We start from the raw sequence: 24,737 nt of genomic DNA on the forward strand, positions 1-24,737 counted from the left end.
CCATGCTCCGCTCCGCCCTCGCCCTGCTCCTGGCCCTTGCCCTGCCGGCACAGGCCCTGGCCGATAACGGCAAGCCCCTGCGTATCGGCATTACCCTGCACCCCTACTACAGCTATGTGAGCAACATCGTCGGCGACAAGGCCGAAGTGGTGCCGCTGATTCCGGCGGGGTTCAACCCCCATGCCTACGAGCCACGGGCCGAGGACATCAAGCGCATCGGCACCCTGGACGTGGTGGTGCTCAACGGCGTTGGCCATGACGATTTCGCCGACCGCATGATCGCCGCCAGCGAAAAGCCCGGCATCAACACCATCGAGGCCAACCAGAACGTACCGTTGCTGGCGGCCACCGGCATTGCCGCCCGTGGCGCCGGCAAGGTGGTCAACCCGCACACCTTCCTGTCGATCAGCACCACCATCGCCCAGGTCAACAACATCGCCCGCGAACTGGGCAAGCTCGACCCGGACAACGCCAAGCTGTACACGCAAAACGCCCGCGCCTATGCCAAGCGCCTGCGCACGCTGCGTGCCGACGCACTGGCCAAGGTCACCGAGGCGCCCAGCGCCACCTTCCGGGTCGCCACCATCCATGCCGCCTACGACTACCTGGTACGTGACTTCGGCCTGGAAGTGACTGCGGTGGTCGAGCCAGCCCATGGCATCGAACCCAGCCCGGCCCAACTGAAGAAGACCATCGACCAGCTCAAGGCGCTGGATGTGCGGGTGATCTTCTCGGAGATGGACTTCCCGTCGGCCTATGTCGAAACCATCCAGCGTGAATCCGGCGTGCGCCTGTACCCGCTGACGCACATCTCCTACGGCGAATACACCAAGGACAAGTACGAAGTGGAGATGAAGCGCAACCTCGACACCGTGGTCCGCGCCATCCAGGAGAACCGCGCATGACCGCCGCCGCCAACCTGGTGACTGCCTGCGGGCCGCGCATCGAGTTTGCCGGCATCGACCTGACCCTGGGCCGCACCCGCATCCTCGAACAGGTCAGCTTCAACGTCGCCGCCGGCAGCGTGCATGCCATCGTCGGCCCCAACGGCGGCGGCAAGAGTTCGCTGATCAAGACCCTGCTCGGGCAGATGCCGCACCAGGGCCAGCTGACCCTGCACTGGCCCGGCGAACGCGAAGTGATCGGCTATGTGCCGCAGGCGCTGGAGTTCGACCGTGGCCTGCCGATGACCGTGGACGATTTCATGGCTGCCATGTGCCAGCGCCGCCCCGCCTTCCTCGGCCTGTCGCGCCGTGTGCAGCCGGCCATCGACGCAGCCTTGGCGCGGGTCGGCATGCTCGACAAGCGCAAACGGCGCATGGGCGCGCTTTCCGGTGGCGAACGCCAACGCGTGCTGCTGGCCCAGGGCCTGATCCCCGAGCCGCAACTGCTGGTGCTGGACGAGCCGATGTCGGCCCTGGATGAAGCCGGCATCCAGGTGTTCGAACAACTGCTGCAGGGCTGGCGCCAGGCCGGCACCACCGTGCTGTGGATCGAACACGACCTGGAAGCTGTGCTGCGCCTGGCCGACCGGGTTACCGGCCTGAGCCGCCAGGTACTGTTCGACGCCCCACCCGCCCAGGCCCTTACCCCAGAGCGCCTGCTCGGCCTGTTCTCCGTTCACCCGCGTAGCGAGAGCCTTGCCTGATGAGTTTCGAAATCTTTCGGCAAACGGTCCAGGACTGGGCCACTGCCGGCTACCTGCCCGAGGCGCTGGCCTACGGCTTCGTGGTCAACGCTTTGCTGGCCGGTTTGATGATCGGCCCGGTGCTGGGCGGCCTGGGCACCCTGGTGGTGGTCAAGCGTTTTGCCTTCTTCTCCGAGGCGGTCGGCCATGCCGCGCTGACCGGCGTGGCCATCGGCATCCTGCTGGGCGAGCCCTACACCGGCCCCTACGGCAGCCTGTTCGGCTACTGCCTGCTGTTCGGTATCTTGCTCAACTTCCTGCGCAACCGCACCGGGCTGTCGCCGGACACGCTGATCGGCGTGTTCCTGTCGGTGTCGTTGGCGCTGGGCGCCAGCCTGCTGCTGATGCTGGCGGGCAAGATCAACGTGCACATCCTCGAGAACGTGCTGTTCGGCTCGGTGCTGACCGTCAGCGGCCAGGACCTGGTGGTGCTGGGCATCGTCGCGGTGCTGGTGCTGGCATTGGCCGTGCCGCTGTACAACCGCATCATGCTGGCCAGTTTCAACCCACAGCTGGCGGCCGTGCGCGGGGTGGCGGTGAAAACCCTGGACTACCTGTTCGTGGTGCTGGTGACCCTGGTCACCGTGGCCTCGGTGAAGGTGATCGGGGCGATCCTGGTCGGGGCGCTGCTGGTGATTCCCGCTGCCGCCGCACGCCTGGTCAGCCAGTCGCTGAAGGGCTTTTTCTTCCTGTCGGTGCTGATCGCCACGATGAGCACGTTGCTCGGCATCCTGCTGCCGATCGTTTTCGACCTGCCGGTGCCGTCCGGCGCCGCGATCATTCTGGTCGCCGGCATCTGCTTCGCCCTGGCGGCGCTGGCCCGCGCCCTCGTCCCCCGCCTGCAAGGAAACCCGGCATGAACCTGAAACGCCTGACCCTGGCGCTGGCCCTGGCCGGCCTGCCGTCGCTGTCTTTCGCCACGCAAGTGCTGACCACCCTGCCCGTCACCCACAGCCTGGCCAGCGCCCTGCTCGACGGCACCACGGTGCAGCTCACGCGTGCAGCCCCCGCCAACCTGCCTGCCAGCCGCCAACCTTCCTATTTCAGCGGGCGCGGTGGCGCCAGCCTGCACAAGGCCGCGCGGCAGGCCGACGCAGTGATCGGCGTGCGCTCGATCTGGCGTGACGACCCGCTGTACCCGATGGCCCGGCGCAGCAATATCCGGATCGTCGAGATCGACGCCGCACGGCCGGTGGATGGCGCACTGCCGGGTATTGCGGTGAGCGGTGACGAGGCCTATGGCGCCTACCCCTGGCTCAACCCGACCAACTTCGGGCGCATGGCCGACGTGGTAGCCAATGACCTGGAGCGGTTGGCGCCGGGCGACAAGGCGAAGATCCAGGGCAACCTGGCCGGGCTCAAACGCCAGTTGCTGGAGCTTTCGGCCAGCAGCCAGACACGCTTGGCCAAGGTCGACAACCTGACGGTGGTGAGCTTGTCGGAACGGCTGGGTTATCTGGCCAGCGGGTTGAACCTGGACGTGGTCGAGCAGCCGCTGCCGGCCGAGTGGGATGCCGCTGCGCTGAAGGCGCTGGGGGACAACCTGAAGGCGCAGGATGTGGCGCTGGTGCTGGACCATCGGCAGCCGGAGGCGGCTGTGGCCGAGGTGATCAAGGCGTCCGGGGCGAAGCTGGTGGTGGTGGAAAGTGACCCTGAGGATGCGTTTGCGGGGCTGAAAGCCAGCGTCGACCGTGTGGTTGGGGCATTGGGCGAAAGCTGATCAGGCAGGCTGGCACGGTCAATGTGGGAGCGGCCTTGCGTCGCGAAAGGGCCGCATCGCGGCCCCAGGATTTCAGCACAGATGCACAAATTTCTGGGGCTGCTGCGCAGCCCTTTCGCGACGCAAGGCCGCTCCCACAGTTGACCGCGTTGGATGACAGGCTAGCGCTTCATGCACCGCTGATAACGCTCATCCACCCGCCCGGCAAACCACGCCGTGGTCAGCTTGCGGGTGATCTTCGGGCTTTTCAGCTGAATCCCCGGCAGCACCGCCCGTGGCACCGGCTTGCCCGCCGCGGCATCCGCCAGGGCAAACACCCCGCTGTACAGCTTGCTGTCCTCGAAGGCCAAGCTATCGCCCTCCTCCAGCTGGCTGCGGATCTGCGGGTTGCGCAGGCCCAGCTTCCCTCCCAGTTTGCGCGCCGCCTTTTCCGTGGCCCCGGGCATGATCGAGCCCGGCGCCACCAGGTCGCCATCCAGCGCCAGCGTCACCCCCGTCGCCTTGCTCAGTGCCGCCTGGAATGCCGCATTGCGGCTGGCGTACCAGCCTGCGTTGAAATCGGCAAAGCGGTACAGCTGGCGATCGTAGTTGGCCGAATAGCCCAGCAAGTGGGCGATACCGAAATACATGCCGCCGCGCCGGGTGAACACTTCCTGGCGAATGCTGCCGTCGTGGCTGTAGGGGTAATCCCGCGCATGCTTTTCGGCAAAGTCGATGCTGACCTGCATCGGCCCACCGGTATGCACCGGGTTCAGCCCGCCCAGCAAAGTCTTACCCAGCGGCACGCGAGCGATGACTTCGTCATACAGTTCGCTCAACTGCTTCTCGCTGCGCACGGCCTGCAAACGTTGCTGGTAGCTCTTGCCATTACCCGACGGCGTCTTCAGTGCACCATCGACCAGCAGCTTGGGGATGTGCAGGCGCGCGGCGCGGCGGTCGATTTCCTCCCGGGCGATACGCCCCAGGTTGGGCACCTGCGGGTCGGCATTGAAGGTCGATTCCTGTTCGGTCACCGCCAGCACCGCACACAGGTTGCTCTTGCTGGGGGCAATTCGCTGGGCCTCGAACGCCACCTGAATGTCCCGGGCCCAGCCCTCACGGTCCTTGGCCTGGGCGGGTAACAACCGCAGCAGTTGGGCGCGGACCTTGGCCGGGTCCGCCTCGGGTGCTTCCTCACGGCGCCCGGCGCAGCCTTGCAGCAGCGCCAGGGCCATCAACCCGGCAGCCAGTAACCGGCCGTTCAGGGCTGTTCACCGACCAGGTAGGTCTTGCTGATGTGCCGGAACAGCGGGTGGCCGGCACTGCCCATAAGCTCGAACAAAACCATTTCGCGGGTCACCACCTGCGCCCCCGCAGCCCGCATGCGCGCCAGCCCTGCGGCCTTGCTCGCCGGGGTACGGCTGTCGCAGGCATCCTCGACCACGAACACCTGCTTGCCCAGCGCCAGCAGGCCGAGCACGGTCTGCAGCACACACACGTGGGTTTCCATGCCACAGACAATCACTTGCTCGCGCGCCATCAAACTCGCTGGCAGGCACTCGGCGGCCACGCAGGAAAAATGGCTTTTCTCCACCACCTCGGCGGCCGGCGCTGCGGCCAGCAGTTCGGCCAGGGTATGGCCCAGGCCCTTGGGGTACTGCTCGGAAATCACCGTCGGCAGTTCCAGCTCGTTGGTCGCCGCCAACAACCAGCGGGCCCGCGCGCGGGTGCCTTCAGGGTCGCTCATGGCGCCGATGAGTTTTTCCTGGATGTCGACGACCAGCAGCGTGGCCTTGTGGGGATCGATCAGCATTGTCTGCCTCTTGCCTGGGAAAAGCCCTAGCCTCCCCCAAGGCAAGCGGTGCCGTCAATCAGGCGGACAGCCGAAGCGGTTGCAGCGACGCGGTCAGCGCAGCGAGCACCCGGTCCTCATGCTCATGGATGAAGAAGTGGCCGCCTGGGAACATCTGCAGCGAGAACGCCCCGAGGGTTTCCTTGCGCCAGGCCTGCAACTGCTCGTCACTGGCGCGGTCCTGCATGCCGCCCAACACGTGCAGCGGGCACTGCAACGCCGGCCGCTGGCGGTAGGCGTAGGTACCACACAGCAGGAAGTCGGCGCGCAGGGTGGGCAAGGTCAGGCTCATCAGCTCGGCGTTGGCCAGCACTTCCTCGGGCGTGCCCTGAAGCTCGCGCAACTCGCCGATCAACTCGGCGTCGCTCTTGGGCTCGCGCCAGTTCTTGCCATCGTAGTCCTCGCGCCGGGTCGGTGCTGCGGTGCCGCAGGCGAACAGGGCCAGTGGCGCCGGGCAGCCCAGCGCTTGCAGCTCATGGGCAAGTTCAAATGCCAGCAAGGCGCCCAGACTATGGCCGAGCAGCGCGTAGGGGGCGCTGGCCGCCAGGCGCTGTTCGGCGGCCAGTTGCCGGGCCAGGGCCTGCATGTCGGTGTGCAGTGGCTCGGCCATGCGCGCACCACGCCCGGGCAGTTCCACCGGGCGCACCTGCAACCACGTCGGCAGCTTGCGCCGCCAGCGGCTGTAGACCATGGCGCTGGCCCCGGAATACGGCAGGCACAGCAGGTTCAATGCAGTCACTGGGCGGCGGCTTCGGCCATTTTCTGGCGCAGGCTCAGCGGGCGCATGTCGGTCCAGACTTCATCGATATAGGCCAGGCATTCCTTCTTCAGGCCGCTCTTGCCTACGGCACGCCAGCCGTTGGGGATGGCTTTGTAGTCGGGCCAGATCGAGTATTGCTCTTCGTGGTTGACCACTACCTGGAACTGGATATCGTCGCGGTCGAAAACGGAAGTCATTGCCTGTCTCCTTGAGTGATGAATGCCGCTGCGCGCCTGGCGCAGGGGGGCTTTCAAGTAGACGTAGCGTGCGGCGAAAAAATTAGTGGGGCTGACGCGATCCTTGTAGGAGCGGCCTTGTGTCGCGATCGGGCGCGCAGCGGCCGTAAAGCCTGCAACCCCGGTCTTCCTGGCAGGTCTGGGTCGCCTGGATTACGGCCGCTGCGCGCCCGATCGCGACACAAGGCCGCTCCTACAAAGACCGCGCCGGGCAGGTCTTCAGGTATCACGCAACAGGTCGTGGGTATCGAGCAAGCGGAAGGCCACCTGCGGGTTGCGCTCCAGCCCACGGCGGATCGCCGCCGGGATCGACTGCCGGGTCTTGCGGCACAGCCCGGGCTGGTCGTCCAGTTCGATGACAATCCCGCGCATGGTCCGTACTTCATTGAAGCCAGGGGCGATATGCACGCGGATGCCGAGGTTTTCGTACATCCGTTGCTGCAGGCGTTGCAGGTCTTCCAGGTCCTTGAGGTTTTCCAGGCGGTCGAGCAGGCGCTTTTCTTCCTGGCGGGTCAGCAGGAGGATGCGCTGGGCTGTCTGCGGGTGGTCGGCCAGGTGTTCGCGGCCACAAATGCAGGCGCCAGGTGGGCACGGTTGGCGCAGGGATGGAGAACTGGTCATGGGGCAAGCATAGCCAGTTTTTGTGCCGCCTGTGCGGGCCCTATCGCTGGCAAGCCGGCTCCCACAGGAGCCACGATGGCGTTAAAAAACTTTCCTCTCAGGATAAAAAATTTCACAAATCTCTAGACCGCCACCCCTCACTTCGCCTATAAATCGCCAAAAGGAAATTTATATTCCTGCCAAGAAACATAACTTCGCCTCCCGCGAAGCCTCTTTTGCCCTTGTGCCCGACCTGCCCCACTCCATCACGAGGCCTATCCGACATGCATCCCGCTCCCGATCACTTCATCCTGCGCGTCAGCTGCCCGGCCGTGTCCGGCATCGTCGCCGCGGTGACCACCTACCTGGCCGAGCACGGTTGCTACATCAGCGAGATGGCGCAGTTCGACGACGAGGACAACGGGCGCTTCTTCATGCGCGCGGTGTTCCGCTACAACACCGGTGTCACGGGTGATACACCGCAGCTGGAAGCCGGCTTTGCCGATGTCGCCCAGCGCTTCGACATGCAGTGGAGCCTGCACAGCAGTGCCCGGCCGATGCGCGTGCTGCTGATGGTGAGCAAGTTCGACCACTGTCTGTCCGACCTGCTGTACCGCCATGCCAAGGGCGAGCTGGACATGCAGATCACCGCCGTGGTCTCCAACCACCTGGACCTGCGCCCGATGGCCGAGCGCCAAGGCATCCGTTTCGTCTACCTGCCGGTCAGCAAGGACACCAAGGCCGAACAGGAAGCCGCGCTGCTGCGCATCGTCGAGGACACCGGCACCGAACTGGTCGTGCTGGCGCGCTACATGCAGATCCTCTCCGACGACCTGTGCCGCCAGCTGTCGGGCCGGGCGATCAACATCCACCATTCGTTCCTGCCCGGTTTCAAAGGCGCCAAGCCCTACCACCAGGCCTACCAGCGCGGGGTGAAGCTGATCGGCGCCACCGCCCACTACGTCACCAGCGACCTCGACGAAGGCCCGATCATCGAGCAGGAAGTGCAGCGCGTGGACCATGCCTACGCACCGGACGACCTGGTGGCCATCGGCCGCGACACCGAGACCATCGCCCTGTCCCGCGCCGTGAAATACCACCTGGAGCACCGGGTGTTCCTGAACCACGACCGCACGGTGATCTTCAAATGAACGCCATTCCCGGTATCAAGCTGATCGACGGCAAGGCCACCGCGGCGCGGGTGCTGGCCGAGGTACGCGAGCAGGTGCAGGAACTGCGCCAGGGCGGCGTGCAGCCGGGTCTGGCGGTGGTGCTGGTGGGCGCCGACGCTGCCAGCCAGGTGTATGTGCGCAACAAGGTGCTGCGTGCCGAAGAGGTGGGCATCCGCTCGCTGGAGCATCGCCTGCCCGCAGACACCAGCCAGGCCGAGCTGCTGGCCCTGATCGAGCGCCTCAACCGCGACGCCGAGGTCAACGGCATCCTCGTGCAATTGCCGTTGCCGGCCCATATCGACGAACACCGCATTCTCCAGGCGATCAGCCCACTGAAGGATGTAGACGGTTTCCACAGCGAGAACGTCGGCGGCCTGGCCCAGGGCCGCGATGTGCTCACCCCGTGCACGCCCAGCGGCTGCATGCGCCTGCTGCGCGATGCCTGTGGTGAGCTGCGCGGCAAGCATGCGGTGGTGGTCGGCCGCTCGAACATCGTCGGCAAGCCCATGGCCGCCCTGCTGCTGCAGGCCGACTGCACGGTGACCGTGGTGCACTCGCGTAGCCGCGACCTGCCGGCGTTGTGTCGCCAGGCCGACATCCTGGTGGCCGCAGTGGGCAAGCCGCGGCTGATTGGTGCCGACTGGCTCAAGCCCGGCGCGGTGGTGATCGATGTCGGTATCAACCGCATCGCCGAAGGCGGCCACAGCCGCCTGGTCGGCGATGTCGACTTCGCCGCCGCACTGCCCCAGGTGGCCGGCATCACCCCGGTGCCCGGCGGGGTCGGCCCGATGACCATCGCCTACCTGATGAAAAACACCCTGCTCGCCCTCGACCTGCAACAACAGGCCGCCCACCAGGAGCGCACCCCATGCCTTTCGCCCTGCTGAAATACGGCCTGAGCGCCGACTACCCGGTGGAGGTCGACCTGCCACCACCGTGCGAACTCAAGCCACGCTATGACGTGGTGATCATCGGCGGCGGCGGCCACGGCGTGGCCATCGCCTACTACCTGGCCAAGTACCACGGCATTACCAATGTCGCCGTGCTGGAAAAGGCCTATCTCGGTGGCGGCAACACCGCGCGCAACACTGCGGTGATCCGCTCCAACTACCTCACCAGTGAGGGTGTGCGCTTTTACGCAGAATCGGTGCGCATGTTCCAGAACCTGTCGAACGAGTTCGACTTCAACATCATGTATTCCGAGCGCGGCCAGCTCACCCTGGCGCACACCGACGCCACCGTGCGCGCCTTCCGCCAGCGCGCCGAGGTCAACAAGCACTTCGGTGGCCGCACGGAAATGATCGACCGCCAGCAGATCCGCGAACTGGTGCCAAGCCTGAATCTGGACCCGGGCCACCTGCCGGTGCTGGCCGGCCTGTGGCACATCGACGGCGCCACCGCGCGCCACGACGCAGTGGCCTGGGGCTACGCCAAGCAGGCGGCCAAGCGCGGCGTCGAGATCCACCAGCTGACCGAAGTGCAGGACCTGCTGATCCGCAACGGGCGCATCGAGGCGGTGAAGACCAACCGTGGCACCGTGCAGTGCGGTTGCGTGGTGCAGGCCGTGGCCGGGGCCAGTTCGCTGCTGATGGCCAAGGCCGGCATCCGTGCGCCGATCCATACCTACCCGCTGCAGGCCATGGTCACCCAGCCGTTCAAGCCGTTCCTCGATCCGCTGGTCAGCTCGTCGGCGCTGCACTGCTACGTGCAGCAGACCAGCCGTGGCGAGATCGTCTTTGGCGGCGGCTCCGACCCCTACCCGCTGTACAACACCCGCTCCACCCTCGACCTCAAGGAAAGCCTGCTGGCCCACGCCATCGAGATGTTTCCGTTCATGGCCAACGCCAAGCTGATGCGCCAATGGGCCGGGATCACCGACATGACACCGGACTACAGCCCGATCATGGGCCTGTCGCCGGTGCACAACTATTACCTGGACGCCGGCTGGGGCACCTGGGGTTTCAAGGCCACGCCGATCTGCGGCAAGACCATGGCCGAGCTGGTCGCCAGTGGCGGCAAGGTGCCGGAACTGATCGCACCCTTTGCCCTGGAGCGCTTCAGCCGCTTCCAGCAAGTCAACGAAATGGGCGCCACCGCGGCCAGCCACTAAGGAGCGACGACGATGAAGATCCTGACCTGCCCCTTGAACGGCCCGCGCAATATCAGCGAGTTCACCTACGGCGGCGAATTCAGGCACATGCCCGACCAGGCCAGCTGCAGCGACGCCGAATGGGCCGACTATGTGTTCAACAGCGACAACCTGGCCGGGGTGGTGACCGAGTGGTGGCTGCACAACGCCTCCAGCTACTGGTTCCTGGCCGAACGCCACACGGTCAGCGACCAGGTGCTGCGCACCTTCGACCCGAAAGAACTGTTCGACCGCCGCGTCGACTTCACCCCCGCCGCCACCCCGGAGATTGCCGGATGAACAGCCACACTCGCCTCCCCGCGCCCATGGGCCTGCTGATCGACCGCGAGCGGCCCCTGCACTTCCAGTTCGACGGCCAGGCCTGCCAGGGCTTTGCCGGTGACAGCATCGCCAGCGCCCTGCTCGGCAGCGGCCGCTGGCTGCTGTCGCGCTCGTTCAAGTACCACCGCCCGCGCGGCCCGCTGAGCATGGCCGGGCAGGATGCCAACACCCTGGTGCAGCTGCCGGACGAGCCCAATGTGCTGGCCGACCTGGAAGCCGCCCGCGATGGCCAGGTGGTCGAAGGGCAGAACTTCAACGGTAGCCTGGCGCACGATCGCGATGCCTACCTGGGCAAGTTTTCGCGCTTCATGCCGGTCGGCTTCTATTACCGCTCGTTCTACAAGCCCAAGGGCATGTGGAAGGTGTGGGAGCCGCTGATCCGCAAGAAGGCTGGCCTCGGCGTGCTCGACCTCGGATTCAAGCCGCAGTACTACGACAAGGCCTATCTGTTCGTCGATCTGGCCGTCATCGGCGCTGGCCCGGCGGGCCTGCGTGCGGCACTGGACGCGGCCAATGCCGGGGCCAAGGTGTTGCTGATCGAGCAACAGCCGGTGCTTGGCGGCTCGCTCACCTACGCCCGCTTCGACATTGCCGGCACCCGCGCCACCGGCCTGCGCCAGGAACTGCTGGCTGCCGTCGACGGCCACCCGAACATCCAGGTACTGCTGGAAGCCACCTGCAACGGCTGGTTCACCGACAACTACCTGCCGGTGATCCAGCACAAACGCCTGTACAAGGTGCGCGCCAGCCGCTGCCTGGTGGCGGCCGGTTCGTTCGACCAGCCAGTGGTGTTCCGCAACAACGACCTGCCGGGGGTCATGCTGACCAGCGCCGCGCAGCGGCTGATGAAGCTGTACGCGGTCAAGCCGGGCCAGCGTGCGGTAATCCTCACCGGCCACGATGACGGCTACCTCGCCGCCCTCGACCTGCAGGAGCAAGGCGTGGCCGTGGCCGCGATGGTCGACATGCGCGCCGCGCCAGCCGATGCCGCATTGGCCGCCGAACTGAAGCGCCGCGATATACCCGTGCACCTGGGCAGCACCGTGTACGAAGCCCTGCACGAAGCGGGCATGCGCCACGTGAGTGGCGTGGATATTCGCCCGATCACCGGCCAGGGCAAGGTCGGCCCGCATGGCCTGCGCCTGGCCTGCGACCTGCTGTGCATGTCGGCGGGCTACATGCCGGTGTACCAGTTGCTGTGCCAGGCTGGCGGCAAGCTGGCCTACGATGTGAACCGCGACGAATTCGCCATCAGCAACCTGCCGGCCGGGCTGGATATCGCCGGCTCGGTAAACGGCCGTCACGCACTGGGCAATGTGCTGGCCGACGCCACTCGCGGGGCTGCCGATGCGCTGGCAGCGCTGGGCCTGGAAGCGCCGGTGCAGCCCGTGTTCAGTGCCGAAGCCAAGGTCAACTTCCCCTGGCCGATCTTCCCCCACCCCAAGGGCAAGGATTTCGTCGATTTCGACGAAGACCTGCAAGTGCGCGACATCGTCAACGCCACCCGCAGCGGCTACCGCGACGTGCAGCTGGTCAAGCGCTTTTCCACGGTCGGCATGGGCCCGTCCCAGGGCCGCCACTCGGCGCTACCGACCGCCCGCCTGGTGGCCCACGCCACCGGGCGCAGCATCAGCGAAACCGGGGTGACCACCGCCCGGCCACCGTTCCAGGCGGAAAAACTGGCCCACGTCGCCGGCCGCGCCTTCGACCCGTACCGGCAAACACCAATGCATCGCCGCCACCTGGAAGCCGGGGCGAAGATGATGCCGGCCGGCCTCTGGCAGCGCCCGGCCTATTATGGCAAGCCCGAGGAACGCGAACGCTGCATGCAGGAGGAAGCCCGCCATGTGCGCGAGAAGGTCGGCCTGATCGACGTTTCCACCCTCGGTGGCCTGGATGTGCGCGGCCCCGACGCCGCCGAACTGCTGGAGCGCCTCTACACCTTCGGCTTCGCCAAGCTGGCCATCGGCCGCACCCGCTACGCGCTGATGACCAACGAGCACGGCGTGGTGATCGATGATGGCGTGTGCGCCCGGCTGGGCGAGCAGCACTTCTACGTCACCGCCACCACCAGCGGCGTCGACCGCATCTACCAGCAGATGCTGAAGTGGAACGCGCAATGGCGCCTGGATGTGGACGTCACCAACGTCACCGCCGCCCTGGCCGCGGTCAACCTGGCCGGGCCGCTGTCACGCCAGGTGCTGGCCAAGGTATGTGACGATGTGGACCTGTCGGCCGAGGCCTTCCCTTACCTCGGCGTACGCCAGGGCACCGTGGCCGGTATTGCCGCGCGCATCCTGCGGGTGGGCTTTGTGGGTGAACTGGGCTACGAAGTGCACGTGCCGGCGCGCCACGCCGAGCGCCTGTGGGATGCCTTGATGCAGGCCGGCGCGGGGCTGGGCATTCGCCCGTTCGGCGTCGAGACCCAGCGCCTGCTGCGCCTGGAAAAGGGCCATGTGATCATCAGCCAGGACACCGACGGCATGACCCACCCGGCGGAGATCGACATGCAGTGGGCCATCGGCCGCAAGAAGCCATTCTTCGTCGGCAAGCGCTCGATCGAGATCCTCGAAGCGCAGCCGCTCAAGCGCAAACTGGTCGGCTTCACCCTGCCCAAGGGCAGCCCACAGCCGCTGGAGGGGCATCTGGTGCTGGACGGGGCGGACATCAGCGGCAACGTCACATCCTGCGAATACTCGCAAACCCTGGGGCAGATCATCGGCCTGGCTTACGCCGGTGCCCATCAGGCCACGCCTGGCATGCACATCCCGATCCGCGTTGAGGGCGGCGTGATGGTCAATGCCAAGGTGGTGCCCCTACCGTTCCACGATCCCGACAACCTGCGCCAGGAGCTCTGAGCCATGACCAGTTTGCAAGCTGAAGCTTTTATTCCACACAGCCCGCGGGCCGAGCTGTTGCACAACTGCGCGTTGACTGACCTGACCGATCTGGCACGGGTCGGGTTTCGTGGGGGCGACAGTGCCGCTTGCCTGCAGGCGCGTGGCTACCGCTTGCCGTCGCTACCCAACCAGGCCGTGCGCCAGCAAGACGGTGGCTGGGTAGCGCGCTTGTCGCAGACCGAGTACCTGCTGTTGGGCAGCCTGGCGGACGGCGGTGCACGGGTGGCTGCCGAAGAGGCCGGGTGGGTGCAGGATGCCCGGCGCAACTACCTGCTGCCGCGCCAGGATAGCCATGCCTGGCTGCAGCTGTCGGGGGAGTATTGCAGCGCGGTGATGGCCAAGTTGTGCGGGGTGGACTTGCGCGCCCAGGCGTTTCCCGTTGGGGCGGTGGCGCAGACCTCCGCGGCGCGGATCAACGTGATCGTGCTGAATGTGGGGAGCGATGAAAGGCCGGCGTTGCAGTTGCTGTTTGATCGGGCGTCGCTGGCGTATTTCCGTGAAGCGGTGCTGGATGCCATGGATGAGTTCGATGGTGGGTGGGTCGGGGTGGATGAACTGATGCATTGACCTGCACCGGCCTCTTCGCGGGTAAACCCGCTCCCACAGGGGCGTCACAAGGCCTGGGGGCTGTGGCATACCTGTGGGAGCGGGCAGGCCCGTGAAGAAGCCAACGCGGTGGCTGGCACCGGCTGCGCCGGTGTTCGCGGGCACGCCCGCTCCCACAGGGTCATCACAAGGCTTGGGTGCTGTGGCATACCTGTGGCAGCGGGCAGGCCCGCGAAGAAGCCACCGCGTTGGCTGGCACCGGCTGCGCCGGTGTTCGCGGGCACGCCCGCTCCCACAGGGTCATCACTGGGCTTGGGGCTGTGGAGTACCTGTGGGAGCGGGTTCACCCGCGAAGAAGCCAACGCGGTGACTGGCACCGGCTGCGCCGGTGTTCGCGGGCATGCCCGCTCCCACAGGGTCATCACAAGGCTTGGGGGCTGTGGAGTACCTGTGGGAGCGGGCGTGCCCGCGAGGAAGCTCACTCGGTACCGAAGGTCAGAGCTGCACCAACCGATCGCGCAGGAAGTTCACAAAACCCTGCACCGGCCGCGCCACCTGCCGGTGCTGCGGGTACACCGCCGACAGCTGCAGCGCCGGCGGCCGCCACTCATCCAGCACCGTCACCAGCCGCCCATCCGCCAGTGCCTGGCCCACGATGAAGGTTGGCAGATAAGTCACCCCCATCCCGGCAATCGCCGCATCCCTTAGCAGCTCGCCATTGTTCGCCCGCATCCGCCCGGCCACCTGGATCGCCTGTGCCTTGCCGCCCTGGCTGAACTGCCACTGCACCTGCCGCGAATGCCCATATGGCAGACAATCATGCCCCGCCAACTGCTCCGGCCTGGCCGGCACGCCCCGCGCTTCCAGGTACGCCGGGCTCGCGCAATACACCCGCTCGACACTGGCAATGCGCCGCGCAATCAGGCTGGAGTCCTCCAGCGCACCAATCCGTAGCGCCAGGTCATAGCCCTCGCCGATCAGGTCAACGGCGCGGTCGCTCAAGTCCACTTCCACATCCACCTGCGGGTGCAGCTGCAGGAACTCGGTCAGCAGGCAGCCCAGGTGCGCCATGGCGAACGACAGCGGCGCACTCAGGCGCAAGGTGCCACGCAAGGCCTGGGCCTGGCCGCTGATGTCGTGCTCCACCTGCTGCACTTCGCCGAGCAGGCGCAGCGCCGACTGGTAGTAGTGCTGGCCCAGCGGCGTGGCGTCCAGGCGCCGGGTGGAGCGATTGAGCAGGCGCACGCCCAGGCGCTCCTCAAGCTGCATCAGGCGCCGGCTGACCGATTGCTTGGACATCCCCAGGCGGTCGGCCGCAGCGGTGAAACTGCCGGCCTCCATGACCTGGGCAAAGATGCGCATGTCTTCGTAAGGGTTCATTGTCTCGCTCTTGGTGACAGTCAAACGCTTTATAGCGGCTTTTTCCCATCAGCGCATCTCCCTAATCTACGCACAAGTCGCAGCGATGGCCCTGAAGGCCAGGCAAGACGCCCACTACCAACATTCAACAGAAAAGGATTCGCTCATGAACATTGTCCACAAAACCCTTACCGCTTCCCTTCTGGCCCTGTCCGTTTCCAGCGCCTTCGCCGCTGGCAGCCCGGGTATCGAACAGCACACCCAGGCCTTCCTCGAAGCCCTGGAACAAGGCGGCGGCAAGCCACTGGAGCAGCTCAGCCCGAAAGACGCCCGCGCGGTGCTGACCGGTGCCCAGGCCTCGGTCAAGGTCGATCTCTCGGGTATCGAGGTGAAGGAACGCACCATCCAGGCCAACGGCGAGTCGATCAAACTGCAAGTGGTGCGCCCGGCCAACGTGAAGGGTGACCTGCCGGTGTTCATGTTCTTCCACGGTGGCGGCTGGGTGCTCGGCGATTTCCCGACCCACCAGCGGCTGATCCGCGACCTGGTGGTTGGCTCTGGCGCAGTGGCGGTCTACGTCGACTACACCCCATCGCCGGAAGCGCACTACCCGACCGCGATCAACCAGGCCTACGCCGCCACCCGCTGGGTGGCCGAGCATGGCAAGGAAATTGGCGTGGACGGCAAGCGCCTGGCCGTGGCCGGCAACAGCGTCGGCGGCAACATGGCGGCAGTAGTGGCCTTGAAAGCCAAAGAGGCCGGCACCCCGGCCCTGCGCTTCCAGCTGCTGCTGTGGCCGGTGACCGATGCCAGCTTCGAAACTGCGTCGTACAAGCAGTTTGCCGAGGGGCATTTCCTGACCACCGGGATGATGAAATGGTTCTGGGACAACTACACCACCGACGCCAAGGCGCGGGAACAGATCTACGCCTCGCCGCTGCGGGCCAGCAGTGAACAGCTGAAAGGCTTGCCACCTGCGCTGGTGCAGACAGCCGAGTTCGATGTGCTGCGTGACGAAGGTGAGGCTTATGCCCGCAAGCTGAATGCTGCCGGGGTGACCGTTACCTCGGTGCGGTACAACGGCATGATCCATGACTACGGGCTGCTGAACCCGCTGCATCAGGTGCCTGCCGTGCAAGCGGCCATGCGCCAGGCCGCCGGCGAGCTGAAAGTGCACCTGCAGTAACCTCATCCACCCATGCGGCAGGGCCTGGTGCCCTGCCGGTTCAGGAGACCCGTCATGCTGACCGTACGTAACGCCAAAGACCGCGGCCTGGCCTTTCATGGCTGGCTGAAATCGTTCCACACCTTCTCCTTCGGCCACTACCGCAACCCGCACGAGCAAGGGTTCTCGGACCTGCTGGTGATCAACGACGACCGCGTCATACCCGGCAAGGGCTTTGGTCAACACCCGCACCGCGACATGGAGATTTTCTCCTACGTGCTGGAAGGCGCGCTGGAGCACAAGGACACGCTGGGCACCGGCTCGGTGATCCGCCCGGGCGATGTGCAGCTGATGAGCGCTGGCCACGGCGTGGCCCACAGCGAGTTCAACCACAGCCAGGTGCAGCCGGTGCACTTCCTGCAGATCTGGATCGTACCGAACGTGCAAGGCGCAACGCCGCGTTACCAGCAACAGCATTTCAGTGCCGAGGAAAAGCGCGGCAAGCTGCGCCTGATCATCTCGCCGGATGGCGCCGAGGGGTCATTGCAGGTACGGCAGAATGCGCGGGTGTATGCCGGCCTGTTCGACGGTGACGAGCGTGCCACCCTGACCTTGCCGGAAAACCGCCATGCCTACGTGCACGTGGCCCGGGGCAGCATCAAGCTCAATGGGCAAGTGCTGAATGACGGGGATGGGGTGCGGGTGAGGCAGGAACAGGTGCTGGAGCTGGGCAATGGGGTGGATGCCGAGGTGCTGGTGTTCGACCTGCGGCCGCATGAATTGCCTGGCATGCCTTGAGTTTCTGCTTCGACAGTAATGGCCCTATCGCCGGCAAGCCAGCTCCCACAGTTGCTGCACAGTATCTGAAACCTGTGCAGTACCTGTGGGAGTTGGCTTGCCGGCGATAGGGCCATCAGCCATCACTCAGGGCTCGAACCCTTCGACGATGATCACCTCAGCCTTCGCCACCCCCTGGCGATGGCTGCAAGCCTCCTGGTACAGCTCGGACCGGTAACACGCCAGCGCCTGCTCGTACGAATCGAACTCGATCACCACGCTACGCTGAGGGGTAGGCCGCCCTTCCATCGCCTCGCTACGCCCGCCACGGGCCAGGAAACGGCCGCCGAATGCCTTGAAGGCAGCCGGGGCGCGCTGGGTGTACTGCTGGTATTGCTCGGGGTCGGTCACGTCCACATGGGCGATCCAATAGGCCTTCATGCGCTGCTCTCCTATTACGGCGATATTTGTGTATGATGGTATACCATAATAATCACCCCACCACAGTGAGCGTGCAACATGGCTTTCAACACCATCGAAGAACTTCTCGAGGACTACCGGCAAGGCAAGATGGTCCTGCTGGTGGATGACGAGGACCGGGAAAACGAAGGCGACCTGCTGATCGCCGCCGAGCGTTGCGACGCCCAGGCCATCAACTTCATGGCCCGTGAAGCGCGCGGGCTGATCTGCCTGACCCTGACCGATGATCACTGCCAACGCCTGGGCCTGGAGCAGATGGTGCCGGCCAACGGCAGCGTGTTCAGCACTGCCTTCACCGTGTCGATCGAGGCGGCCACGGGCGTTACCACCGGTATTTCCGCTGCCGACCGGGCGCGTACCGTGGCGGCGGCCATGGCCCCCGACGCCCGCCCCGAAGACCTGGTGCAACCCGGCCACATCTTCCCCCTGCGTGCCCGCGAAGGCGGGGTGCTGACCCGCGCCGGCCACACCGAAGCCGGCTGCGACCTCGCGCGCCTGGCCGGGTTCACCCCGGCCTCGGTGATCGTCGAAGTGCTCAACGACGACGGTACCATGGCCCGTCGCCCGGACCTGGAGGTATTCGCTGCCCGGCATGGCATCAAGATCGGCACCATCGCCGACCTCATCCACTACCGCCTGAGTACCGAGCAGACCATCAAGCGCATCGGCGAACGCGAACTGCCGACCGTGCACGGCACCTTCCGCCTGGTCACCTACGAAGACCGCATCGAAGGTGGCGTACACATGGCCATGGTCATGGGCGATATCCGCCGCGAGCAGCCGACCCTGGTGCGGGTGCACGTGATCGACCCGCTGCGCGACCTGGTCGGCGCCGAGTACGCCGGCCCTGCCAACTGGACGCTGTGGGCGGCGCTGCAGAAAGTGGCCGAGGAAGGCGCCGGCGTGGTGGTGATCCTGGCCAACCATGAGTCCTCGCAGGCGCTGCTGGAGCGCGTGCCGCAGCTGACCCAGCCGGTGCGGCCTTACCAGCGTGGGCAATCGAAGGTGTACTCGGAGGTGGGTACAGGCGCGCAGATCCTGCAGGACCTGGGCGTGGGCAAACTGCGCCACCTGGGCCCGCCGCTGAAATACGCGGGGCTGGCGGGGTATGAGCTGGAGGTCGTGCAAAGCATCCCCTTCGAGCCCGGGATTGCAGGTTGATATACGGACCCTGTGGGAGCGGGCGAGCCCGCGAAGCAGACACCGCGGTGCATTGCACGGGCTCGCCCGCTCCCACAGAGACCGCGCAAGCTTTTAGACCCCTGTTCGAATCGATCGCCCCGATAAGCAATGTGCCCAGACCTGAGGACGGAGTGATGGCCGGTAGCCTCATACCTCTTGCCAAAAGTTTGGAATACCATAATATGATATCCCGTAGACCTTGAATCTGCAGGCCGGCACCTACAATCAAAAACGGCCACAAGACACTTTGTTTTAGCTGCTCCCCGAACACTGTTGGCGGGCGCACCACAAGCCCCGCCTCGAATAACAAAAGCAACGAGGGCGTAACCATGCTGTTGAGCAAACGTGTAACCGCAGTGCTGTCCGCCAGCCTGCTGACCCTGGCATGTCAGGCCGCCCAGGCCGCCGACAGCCTGAACTTCGTCAGCTGGGGCGGTACCACCCAGGACGCCCAGAAAGAAGCGTGGGCCGCACCCTTCACCAAAGCCACCGATATCAAGGTCGTCCAGGACGGCCCTACCGACTACGGCAAGCTCAAGGCCATGGTCGAGAGCGGCAACGTGCAGTGGGACGTGGTCGACGTCGAAGCCGACTTCGCCCTGCGTGCCGCCAGCGAAGGCCTGCTCGAACCCCTCGATTTCACCCAGATCAAGCGCGACAAGATCGACCCGCGCTTCGTCTCCGACCATGGCGTCGGCTCGTTCTTCTTCTCCTTTGTGCTCGGCTACAACGAAGGCAAGCTCGGTGCCAACAAACCGGTGGACTGGACCGCACTGTTCGACACCAAGACCTACCCCGGCAAGCGTGCCCTGTACAAATGGCCCAGCCCGGGCGTACTGGAACTGGCCCTGCTGGCCGACGGCGTAGCCCCCGACAAGCTGTACCCGCTGGACCTGGACCGCGCCTTCAAGAAGCTCGACACCATCAAGAAAGACATCGTCTGGTGGGGCGGTGGCGCCCAGTCGCAGCAACTGCTGGCCTCGGGTGAAGCCTCGCTCGGCCAGTTCTGGAACGGCCGCGTCTATGCCCTGCAGCAAGACGGTGCACCGGTGGGCGTGAGCTGGAAACAGAACCTGGTCATGGCCGACTTCCTGGTCATCCCCAAAGGTGCCAAGAACAAGGACGCCGCCATGAAGTTCCTGGCCAACGCCAGCAGCGCCGAAGGCCAGGCCGAGTTCGCCAACAAGACTGCCTACGCGCCGGTGAACGTCGACAGCGTGGCCAAGCTGGACAAAGACCTCGCGCAGAACCTGCCGACCGCCTACGCCCAGGACCAGGTCACCCTCGACTTCGCCTACTGGGCCAAGAACGGCCAGGCCATCGCAGCCCGCTGGAATGAGTGGTTGGTCAAATGAAAGTCGCCATCAACGCCCTGCATAACGCGCAAGGTGCCCCCACGGGCACCGGCGCCCCGGGAACGGCCCCCCGCCGCGTCAGCCTGAGCCAGCGCTGGAAAGGCAGCCGCAATCTGCTGCCGGCGCTGCTGTTCCTTGGCCTGTTCTTCTTTGCCCCGCTGGCCGGCCTGTTGCTGCGCGGGGTGCTGGAGCCAACGCCGGGCCTGGGCAACTACGAGCAGCTGTTCGCCAACTCGGCTTATGCGCGGGTACTGTTCAACACCTTCTCGGTGGCCGGCGTGGTCACCCTGATCAGCGTGCTGCTGGGCTTCCCGCTGGCATGGGCAATTACCCTGGTGCCCAAAGGCTGGGGCCGCTGGTTGCTGAACATCGTGCTGCTGTCGATGTGGACCAGCCTGCTGGCGCGCACTTACTCGTGGCTGGTGCTGCTGCAGAGCTCGGGGGTGATCAACAAGGCGTTGATGGCCATGGGCATCATCGATGCCCCGCTGGAAATGGTGCACAACCTGACCGGCGTGGTGATCGGCATGAGCTACATCATGATCCCGTTCATCGTGCTGCCGCTGCAGGCGACCATGCACGCCATCGACCCGATGGTGCTGCAGGCCGGCTCGATCTGCGGCGCCAGCCCGTGGACCAATTTCTGGAAGGTGTTCCTGCCGCTGTGCCGCTCGGGGCTGTTCTCCGGGGCACTGATGGTGTTCGTGATGTCGCTCGGTTACTACGTCACCCCGGCCCTGCTGGGTGGTGCGCAAAACATGATGCTGCCCGAATTCATCATCCAGCAGGTGCAGTCGTTCCTCAACTGGGGCCTGGCCAGCGCCGCCGCCGCACTGCTGGTGGTGATCACCCTGGTGCTCTTCTACCTGTACCTGAAGCTGCAGCCGGAATCCCCGGTTGGCAACGCGAGGTAAACCGCCATGCTCCTGTCTCCCAATGCCATGGGCCGCCCGCTGCGTACGGGCCTGTACCTGACCACCGGGGTCATCGCGGCCTTCCTGCTGCTGCCGGTGGTGTTCATCGTGTTGCTGTCGTTCGGCTCGTCGCAGTGGCTGGTGTTCCCGCCACCGGGCTGGACCTTCAAGTGGTACGGCCAGTTCTTCTCCAACCCGGAGTGGATGGACGCCGCGCTGGCAAGCCTGAAGGTGGCCGTGCTGACCACCATCGCCGCCGTGCTGCTCGGCCTGCCCACCGCGTTTGCCCTGGTGCGTGGCCGCTTCCCCGGCCGCGAGCTGCTGTACGGGCTGTTCACCATGCCGATGATCGTGCCGCTGGTGATCATTGCCGTGGCGGTGTACGCGCTGTTCCTCAAGCTCGGCTACACCGGCACGCTGTTCGCCTTCGTGGTCAGCCACGTGATCGTCGCCCTGCCCTTCACCATCATCTCGATCATCAACTCGCTGAAGCTGTTCGACCAGTCGATCGAGGATGCCGCGGTGATCTGCGGCGCCTCGCGCCTGCAGGCGATCTTCAAGGTGACCTTCCCGGCGATTCGCCCGGGGATGATCGCCGGCGGCCTGTTTGCCTTCCTGGTGTCGTGGGATGAAGTGGTGCTGAGCGTGATGATGGCCAGCCCCGACCTGCAGACCCTGCCGGTGAAGATGTGGACCACCCTGCGCCAGGACCTCAGCCCGGTCATCGCCGTGGCCTCGACCCTGCTGATCGGCCTGTCGCTGCTTGTCATGTTCATTGCCGCCGCCTTGCGCCGGCGCACCGAAGCCAACGCCTGAACGCGCGGAGAAAACAACAATGAGTGCAGTGATCAAAGACAACGCGCACGGCAAGACCCTGGTCAGCCTGCGCGGCCTGAACAAGCACTACGGCGACTTCACCGCCGTGGACAACCTCGACCTGGAAATCCAGGACGGCGAGTTCCTGACCTTCCTCGGCTCCAGCGGCTCGGGCAAGTCCACCACCCTGTCGATGCTGGCCGGCTTCGAAACACCGAGCAGCGGCGAGATCCTGGTCGAGGGCCAGTCACTGGTCAACGTGCCGCCGCACAAGCGTGACATCGGCATGGTGTTCCAGCGCTATTCGCTGTTCCCGCACCTGAACGTGCGCGACAACATCGGCTTTCCGCTGGCCATTCGCAAGCTCGGCGCCAGCGAAACCAGCAAGCGCGTCGACGCCATGCTCAAGCTGGTGCAGCTGGAAAAGTTCGCCCACCGCAAGCCGTCGCAGATGTCCGGTGGCCAGCAGCAGCGCGTGGCGATCGCCCGGGCGCTGGTGTACGAACCGCGCATCCTGCTGATGGACGAACCGCTCGGCGCGCTGGACAAGAAGCTGCGCGAAGACCTGCAGGATGAACTGCGCCAGTTGCACCGTCGCCTGGGCATCACCATCGTCTACGTCACCCACGACCAGGAAGAAGCCATGCGCCTGTCCCAGCGCATCGCCATCTTCAGCCATGGCAAGATCGTCGGCCTGGGCACCGGTTACGACCTGTACCAGAACCCGCCGAATGCCTTCGTCGCGTCGTTCCTGGGCAACTCCAACTTCCTGCGGATCAAGGCCAGCAGCAATGGCGCGGGTAGCTTCGAGGGCCAGCCGGTGGCCATCCGCCTGACCCCGGGCCTGGCCGTCTCGCAGGATGCGCTGATCATGGTGCGCCCGGAAAAGGCCCTGGCCCTGACCGCCGAACAGGCCGCGCGCGAGCCGCTGCCGGCGGGCTGGAACGAGGTCAGCGCCAAGGTTGGCGAAGTGTTGTTCCTGGGCGAGAGCCAGACCTGCCATGTGGTGACCGCGGGCGGTACCGAGCTGACGGTAAAGGCGCTGTCGGCGGCGGGCATGCCGATGCAGCCGGGGGATACCGTGAAGGTGCGCTGGGCGGTAGCGGATGCGTGCATCTATACCGAGTGGGCAGAAAGTGACCTGAGCAAGTCTGCCGGGGCGCATTGATACCGCTGGGGCCGCTTTGCGGCCCTTTCGCCGGCAAGCCAGCTCCCACAGTTACAGCGCAGGTTTCAGGATTGGCACGGCCCCTGTGGGAGCTGGCTTGCCGGCGATGGGCTGCACAGCAGCCCCATTGACGCGAACTTACAAGCATCAGGCAAAGCCCACTGCCCTATGGACTGTCACATTATCATCACGCCACTGTCGTAATCTGCCGGCCATCTCTATGCCATAGGCCTTCCGGCATGCCCCGCCTGCTTGTCTTGCTGCTCACCCTGCTGCCGCTGGCGACCCTGGCCGAGCCCGCTCACCTGCGCGTGCAAGGCTCCAACACCATCGGCGCGGCCTTGCTGCCGGCGCTGGTGCAAGGGCAATTGCGCGCACAGCAAGCTACCGCCATCGAACAATACCCGGGCAAGCTGGCCAACGAGACTGTCATCACTGCTCGCGATACGCGTGGCCAGCCTTTGCGCATCGACATCGCCGCACACGGTTCCAGCACCGGCTTCGTCGCCCTGGGCCATGGCGAGGCCGACCTGGCCGCCGCGTCGCGGCCGATCAACGACAACGAAGCAAGCCAACTGCAGGCTTTGGGCGACCTGCGCGCCGCTGCCGCCGAACAAGTCATCGGCCTGGATGGCGTTGCCGTCATCGTTCACCCCGACAACCCGCTGCCACAGCTCACCACGGAGCAACTGGCACAGATCTTTGCCGGGCAGATCCAGCGCTGGGAGCAATTGGGTGTTGCCGGCGGGGCCATCCACCTGTACGCCCGTGACGACCGCTCCGGTACCTTTGAGACCTTCAAGGCACTGGTGCTGGAACCTCAGCACGGCGAGCTTTCGCCCAAGGCCCAACGCTTCGAGTCCAGCGACGAGCTGGCCGCGCGAGTGAGCACCGACCGCCAGGCCATCGGTTTCAGCAGCCTGGCGGCGGTGCATGGGGCCAAGGTGCTGGCGGTGGCCGAAGGTGACGCGCCAGCCATGCTGCCGGAGCGTGCACTGGTGGCCAGCGAGGATTACCCGCTATCGCGGCGCCTGTACTTCTACCTGCCGGCCAACCCCAAGCCCCAGGCCAAGGCCCTGGCCGATTTCGCTCAGAGCCCGGCGGGCCAGACGATCGTCGCCCAGCAGGGTTTCGTTGCGCAGCAGATCGAGGCCCAACCTGTAGCCCCCCAGGCCGATATGCCGCCGCGCTATCGCACCCTGGCCCAGCAGGCCCAGCGGTTGAGCGTTAACTTCCGCTTCCAGGAAGGCAGCGCCAGCCTCGACAACAAGGCCCTGCGCGATGTGCAGCGGGTGGCCGACTACCTGCGCCAAGCGGGCAAGTTGCGGCGCAAGGCGGTGCTGGTGGGCTTTGGCGACCCCAAGGCGACACCCGGTCGCGCCGCCCTGCTCTCCCGCCTGCGGGCCCAGGCGGTGCGCCGCGAGCTGGCGCGCGATGGCGTGGAGGTGCTGGAGGTGACGGGGATGGGGGATGAACTGCCAGTGGCAGGGAACGAACTGGAGCAAGGGCGACTGCGTAATCGCCGGGTGGAAGTGTGGGTTTATTGAACGATAGGCCTGCTCTGGCCTGACCGGTGCAGGAGCGCCCTGGCAAAGAAAT

Annotated in this window: 25 protein-coding genes; 18 read left to right on the forward strand and 7 right to left on the reverse strand. The window is 65.7% G+C overall.

The window, feature by feature from the left end:
• Positions 1-2: 2 nt before the first annotated feature.
• Genes CAG22_RS23595 through CAG22_RS23610 form a run of 4 tightly spaced genes read left to right on the forward strand, consistent with a single transcriptional unit; the run spans position 3 to position 3,407 of the window.
• The gene (locus CAG22_RS23595) at positions 3-905 is read left to right on the forward strand and encodes a metal ABC transporter substrate-binding protein (protein WP_025338673.1); all 903 of its coding nucleotides are present in this window, start codon (positions 3-5) and stop codon (positions 903-905) included.
• Positions 902-1,648 carry a metal ABC transporter ATP-binding protein gene (locus CAG22_RS23600; RefSeq protein ID WP_015270826.1) on the forward strand — a complete coding sequence of 249 codons (747 nt, stop codon included), beginning with the start codon at positions 902-904 and terminating at the stop codon, positions 1,646-1,648. Before CAG22_RS23595 ends, CAG22_RS23600 begins: the two co-directional genes overlap by 4 nt.
• Positions 1,648-2,547, forward strand: coding sequence for a metal ABC transporter permease (locus CAG22_RS23605; protein WP_085706289.1), 900 nt, complete (start codon positions 1,648-1,650; stop codon positions 2,545-2,547). Before CAG22_RS23600 ends, CAG22_RS23605 begins: the two co-directional genes overlap by 1 nt.
• Positions 2,544-3,407, forward strand: a complete 864-nt coding sequence (locus CAG22_RS23610) for a metal ABC transporter solute-binding protein, Zn/Mn family (protein WP_085706290.1) — start codon at positions 2,544-2,546, stop codon at positions 3,405-3,407. The genes CAG22_RS23605 and CAG22_RS23610 overlap by 4 nt, the downstream gene beginning before the upstream one ends.
• Before the next feature lie 161 nt (positions 3,408-3,568).
• Here CAG22_RS23610 and CAG22_RS23615 read toward each other — a convergent pair whose 3' ends face one another.
• From CAG22_RS23615 to CAG22_RS23635, 5 genes are all read right to left on the reverse strand, one after another.
• A complete protein-coding gene (locus CAG22_RS23615; RefSeq protein ID WP_085706291.1) occupies positions 3,569-4,621 on the reverse strand; it encodes a DUF1615 domain-containing protein in 1,053 nt (350 codons plus the stop codon).
• Between the two features lie 26 nt (positions 4,622-4,647).
• Complete coding sequence (locus tag CAG22_RS23620) at positions 4,648-5,199, reverse strand: hydrolase (protein ID WP_025338669.1); 552 nt, start codon at positions 5,197-5,199, stop codon at positions 4,648-4,650.
• A 58-nt stretch (positions 5,200-5,257) separates the two neighbouring features.
• Positions 5,258-5,977, reverse strand: coding sequence for a thioesterase II family protein (locus CAG22_RS23625; RefSeq protein ID WP_085706292.1), 720 nt, complete (start codon positions 5,975-5,977; stop codon positions 5,258-5,260).
• Positions 5,974-6,195: an MbtH family protein gene (locus CAG22_RS23630; protein ID WP_016711157.1), complete on the reverse strand. Its 222-nt coding sequence runs from the start codon at positions 6,193-6,195 to the stop codon at positions 5,974-5,976. The genes CAG22_RS23625 and CAG22_RS23630 overlap by 4 nt, the downstream gene beginning before the upstream one ends.
• A 258-nt stretch (positions 6,196-6,453) precedes the next feature.
• On the reverse strand, positions 6,454-6,855 hold the full coding sequence (locus CAG22_RS23635; protein WP_025338667.1) for a hypothetical protein: 402 nt from the start codon (positions 6,853-6,855) through the stop codon (positions 6,454-6,456).
• Positions 6,856-7,118: 263 nt separating this feature from the next.
• On the opposite strand from CAG22_RS23635, the gene purU reads away from it, so the two are divergent.
• Genes purU through CAG22_RS23665 form a run of 6 tightly spaced genes read left to right on the forward strand, consistent with a single transcriptional unit; the run spans position 7,119 to position 13,943 of the window.
• The gene (gene purU / locus CAG22_RS23640) at positions 7,119-7,985 is read left to right on the forward strand and encodes a formyltetrahydrofolate deformylase (protein WP_013973142.1); all 867 of its coding nucleotides are present in this window, start codon (positions 7,119-7,121) and stop codon (positions 7,983-7,985) included.
• Positions 7,982-8,893, forward strand: a complete 912-nt coding sequence (gene folD, locus CAG22_RS23645) for a bifunctional methylenetetrahydrofolate dehydrogenase/methenyltetrahydrofolate cyclohydrolase FolD (protein WP_085706293.1) — start codon at positions 7,982-7,984, stop codon at positions 8,891-8,893. The genes purU and folD overlap by 4 nt, the downstream gene beginning before the upstream one ends.
• A complete protein-coding gene (locus CAG22_RS23650) occupies positions 8,875-10,116 on the forward strand; it encodes an FAD-dependent oxidoreductase (RefSeq protein ID WP_013973144.1) in 1,242 nt (413 codons plus the stop codon). The genes folD and CAG22_RS23650 overlap by 19 nt, the downstream gene beginning before the upstream one ends.
• A gap of 12 nt (positions 10,117-10,128) precedes the next feature.
• On the forward strand, positions 10,129-10,434 hold the full coding sequence (locus tag CAG22_RS23655) for a sarcosine oxidase subunit delta (protein ID WP_085706294.1): 306 nt from the start codon (positions 10,129-10,131) through the stop codon (positions 10,432-10,434).
• On the forward strand, positions 10,431-13,334 hold the full coding sequence (locus tag CAG22_RS23660) for a 2Fe-2S iron-sulfur cluster-binding protein (protein WP_085706295.1): 2,904 nt from the start codon (positions 10,431-10,433) through the stop codon (positions 13,332-13,334). Before CAG22_RS23655 ends, CAG22_RS23660 begins: the two co-directional genes overlap by 4 nt.
• A gap of 3 nt (positions 13,335-13,337) precedes the next feature.
• Positions 13,338-13,943 carry a sarcosine oxidase gene (locus CAG22_RS23665; protein WP_085590969.1) on the forward strand — a complete coding sequence of 202 codons (606 nt, stop codon included), beginning with the start codon at positions 13,338-13,340 and terminating at the stop codon, positions 13,941-13,943.
• Between the two features lie 474 nt (positions 13,944-14,417).
• Here the strand turns inward: CAG22_RS23665 and CAG22_RS23675 are convergent, their stop codons facing one another.
• The gene (locus CAG22_RS23675) at positions 14,418-15,302 is read right to left on the reverse strand and encodes a LysR family transcriptional regulator (RefSeq protein WP_085615154.1); all 885 of its coding nucleotides are present in this window, start codon (positions 15,300-15,302) and stop codon (positions 14,418-14,420) included.
• A 145-nt stretch (positions 15,303-15,447) separates the two neighbouring features.
• On the opposite strand from CAG22_RS23675, the gene CAG22_RS23680 reads away from it, so the two are divergent.
• Both CAG22_RS23680 and CAG22_RS23685 read left to right on the forward strand, forming a co-directional pair.
• Positions 15,448-16,467: an alpha/beta hydrolase gene (locus tag CAG22_RS23680; RefSeq protein WP_024087356.1), complete on the forward strand. Its 1,020-nt coding sequence runs from the start codon at positions 15,448-15,450 to the stop codon at positions 16,465-16,467.
• Between the two features lie 54 nt (positions 16,468-16,521).
• Positions 16,522-17,244, forward strand: a complete 723-nt coding sequence (locus CAG22_RS23685; RefSeq protein ID WP_085706297.1) for a pirin family protein — start codon at positions 16,522-16,524, stop codon at positions 17,242-17,244.
• A 126-nt stretch (positions 17,245-17,370) separates the two neighbouring features.
• On the opposite strand, the gene CAG22_RS23690 is transcribed toward CAG22_RS23685, so the two are convergent.
• On the reverse strand, positions 17,371-17,664 hold the full coding sequence (locus tag CAG22_RS23690) for a DUF1330 domain-containing protein (protein ID WP_025339641.1): 294 nt from the start codon (positions 17,662-17,664) through the stop codon (positions 17,371-17,373).
• 78 nt (positions 17,665-17,742) lie between these two features.
• Here CAG22_RS23690 and ribBA point away from each other — a divergent pair, with 78 nt between their 5' ends.
• The 6 genes from ribBA to CAG22_RS23720 all read left to right on the forward strand — a co-directional run bounded on the left by ribBA (position 17,743) and on the right by CAG22_RS23720 (position 24,685).
• A complete protein-coding gene (ribBA, locus tag CAG22_RS23695) occupies positions 17,743-18,864 on the forward strand; it encodes a bifunctional 3,4-dihydroxy-2-butanone-4-phosphate synthase/GTP cyclohydrolase II (protein WP_085706298.1) in 1,122 nt (373 codons plus the stop codon).
• A 350-nt stretch (positions 18,865-19,214) separates the two neighbouring features.
• Positions 19,215-20,240: an ABC transporter substrate-binding protein gene (locus CAG22_RS23700; protein ID WP_025339643.1), complete on the forward strand. Its 1,026-nt coding sequence runs from the start codon at positions 19,215-19,217 to the stop codon at positions 20,238-20,240.
• Positions 20,237-21,154, forward strand: a complete 918-nt coding sequence (locus CAG22_RS23705; RefSeq protein WP_015270844.1) for an ABC transporter permease — start codon at positions 20,237-20,239, stop codon at positions 21,152-21,154. The genes CAG22_RS23700 and CAG22_RS23705 overlap by 4 nt, the downstream gene beginning before the upstream one ends.
• Positions 21,155-21,160: 6 nt before the next feature.
• Positions 21,161-21,970 carry an ABC transporter permease gene (locus CAG22_RS23710; protein WP_015270845.1) on the forward strand — a complete coding sequence of 270 codons (810 nt, stop codon included), beginning with the start codon at positions 21,161-21,163 and terminating at the stop codon, positions 21,968-21,970.
• 19 nt (positions 21,971-21,989) lie between these two features.
• The gene (locus tag CAG22_RS23715; protein ID WP_085590961.1) at positions 21,990-23,138 is read left to right on the forward strand and encodes an ABC transporter ATP-binding protein; all 1,149 of its coding nucleotides are present in this window, start codon (positions 21,990-21,992) and stop codon (positions 23,136-23,138) included.
• A 239-nt stretch (positions 23,139-23,377) separates the two neighbouring features.
• Positions 23,378-24,685 carry a substrate-binding domain-containing protein gene (locus CAG22_RS23720; RefSeq protein WP_085706299.1) on the forward strand — a complete coding sequence of 436 codons (1,308 nt, stop codon included), beginning with the start codon at positions 23,378-23,380 and terminating at the stop codon, positions 24,683-24,685.
• Positions 24,686-24,737: the final 52 nt, after the last annotated feature.

Source organism: Pseudomonas sp. B8(2017) (assembly GCF_002113575.1).
Taxonomy (GTDB): Bacteria; Pseudomonadota; Gammaproteobacteria; order Pseudomonadales; family Pseudomonadaceae; genus Aquipseudomonas; species Aquipseudomonas putida_Z.

Excerpts from the sequence above, each read along its gene's own strand:
- CAG22_RS23665 (WP_085590969.1), top strand. The coding sequence starts at position 13,338 with ATGACCAGTTTGCAAGCTGAAGCTTTTATTCCACACAGCCCGCGGGCC.
- folD (WP_085706293.1), top strand. The coding sequence starts at position 7,982 with ATGAACGCCATTCCCGGTATCAAGCTGATCGACGGCAAGGCCACCGCG.
- CAG22_RS23710 (WP_015270845.1), top strand. The coding sequence starts at position 21,161 with ATGCTCCTGTCTCCCAATGCCATGGGCCGCCCGCTGCGTACGGGCCTG.
- CAG22_RS23620 (WP_025338669.1), bottom strand. The coding sequence starts at position 5,199 with ATGCTGATCGATCCCCACAAGGCCACGCTGCTGGTCGTCGACATCCAG.
- CAG22_RS23690 (WP_025339641.1), bottom strand. The coding sequence starts at position 17,664 with ATGAAGGCCTATTGGATCGCCCATGTGGACGTGACCGACCCCGAGCAA.
- CAG22_RS23685 (WP_085706297.1), top strand. The coding sequence starts at position 16,522 with ATGCTGACCGTACGTAACGCCAAAGACCGCGGCCTGGCCTTTCATGGC.
- ribBA (WP_085706298.1), top strand. The coding sequence starts at position 17,743 with ATGGCTTTCAACACCATCGAAGAACTTCTCGAGGACTACCGGCAAGGC.
- CAG22_RS23650 (WP_013973144.1), top strand. The coding sequence starts at position 8,875 with ATGCCTTTCGCCCTGCTGAAATACGGCCTGAGCGCCGACTACCCGGTG.
- CAG22_RS23615 (WP_085706291.1), bottom strand. The coding sequence starts at position 4,621 with ATGGCCCTGGCGCTGCTGCAAGGCTGCGCCGGGCGCCGTGAGGAAGCA.
- CAG22_RS23610 (WP_085706290.1), top strand. The coding sequence starts at position 2,544 with ATGAACCTGAAACGCCTGACCCTGGCGCTGGCCCTGGCCGGCCTGCCG.
- CAG22_RS23655 (WP_085706294.1), top strand. The coding sequence starts at position 10,129 with ATGAAGATCCTGACCTGCCCCTTGAACGGCCCGCGCAATATCAGCGAG.
- purU (WP_013973142.1), top strand. The coding sequence starts at position 7,119 with ATGCATCCCGCTCCCGATCACTTCATCCTGCGCGTCAGCTGCCCGGCC.
- CAG22_RS23705 (WP_015270844.1), top strand. The coding sequence starts at position 20,237 with ATGAAAGTCGCCATCAACGCCCTGCATAACGCGCAAGGTGCCCCCACG.
- CAG22_RS23595 (WP_025338673.1), top strand. The coding sequence starts at position 3 with ATGCTCCGCTCCGCCCTCGCCCTGCTCCTGGCCCTTGCCCTGCCGGCA.
- CAG22_RS23700 (WP_025339643.1), top strand. The coding sequence starts at position 19,215 with ATGCTGTTGAGCAAACGTGTAACCGCAGTGCTGTCCGCCAGCCTGCTG.
- CAG22_RS23635 (WP_025338667.1), bottom strand. The coding sequence starts at position 6,855 with ATGACCAGTTCTCCATCCCTGCGCCAACCGTGCCCACCTGGCGCCTGC.
- CAG22_RS23720 (WP_085706299.1), top strand. The coding sequence starts at position 23,378 with ATGCCCCGCCTGCTTGTCTTGCTGCTCACCCTGCTGCCGCTGGCGACC.
- CAG22_RS23605 (WP_085706289.1), top strand. The coding sequence starts at position 1,648 with ATGAGTTTCGAAATCTTTCGGCAAACGGTCCAGGACTGGGCCACTGCC.
- CAG22_RS23680 (WP_024087356.1), top strand. The coding sequence starts at position 15,448 with ATGAACATTGTCCACAAAACCCTTACCGCTTCCCTTCTGGCCCTGTCC.
- CAG22_RS23630 (WP_016711157.1), bottom strand. The coding sequence starts at position 6,195 with ATGACTTCCGTTTTCGACCGCGACGATATCCAGTTCCAGGTAGTGGTC.
- CAG22_RS23675 (WP_085615154.1), bottom strand. The coding sequence starts at position 15,302 with ATGAACCCTTACGAAGACATGCGCATCTTTGCCCAGGTCATGGAGGCC.
- CAG22_RS23600 (WP_015270826.1), top strand. The coding sequence starts at position 902 with ATGACCGCCGCCGCCAACCTGGTGACTGCCTGCGGGCCGCGCATCGAG.
- CAG22_RS23660 (WP_085706295.1), top strand. The coding sequence starts at position 10,431 with ATGAACAGCCACACTCGCCTCCCCGCGCCCATGGGCCTGCTGATCGAC.
- CAG22_RS23715 (WP_085590961.1), top strand. The coding sequence starts at position 21,990 with ATGAGTGCAGTGATCAAAGACAACGCGCACGGCAAGACCCTGGTCAGC.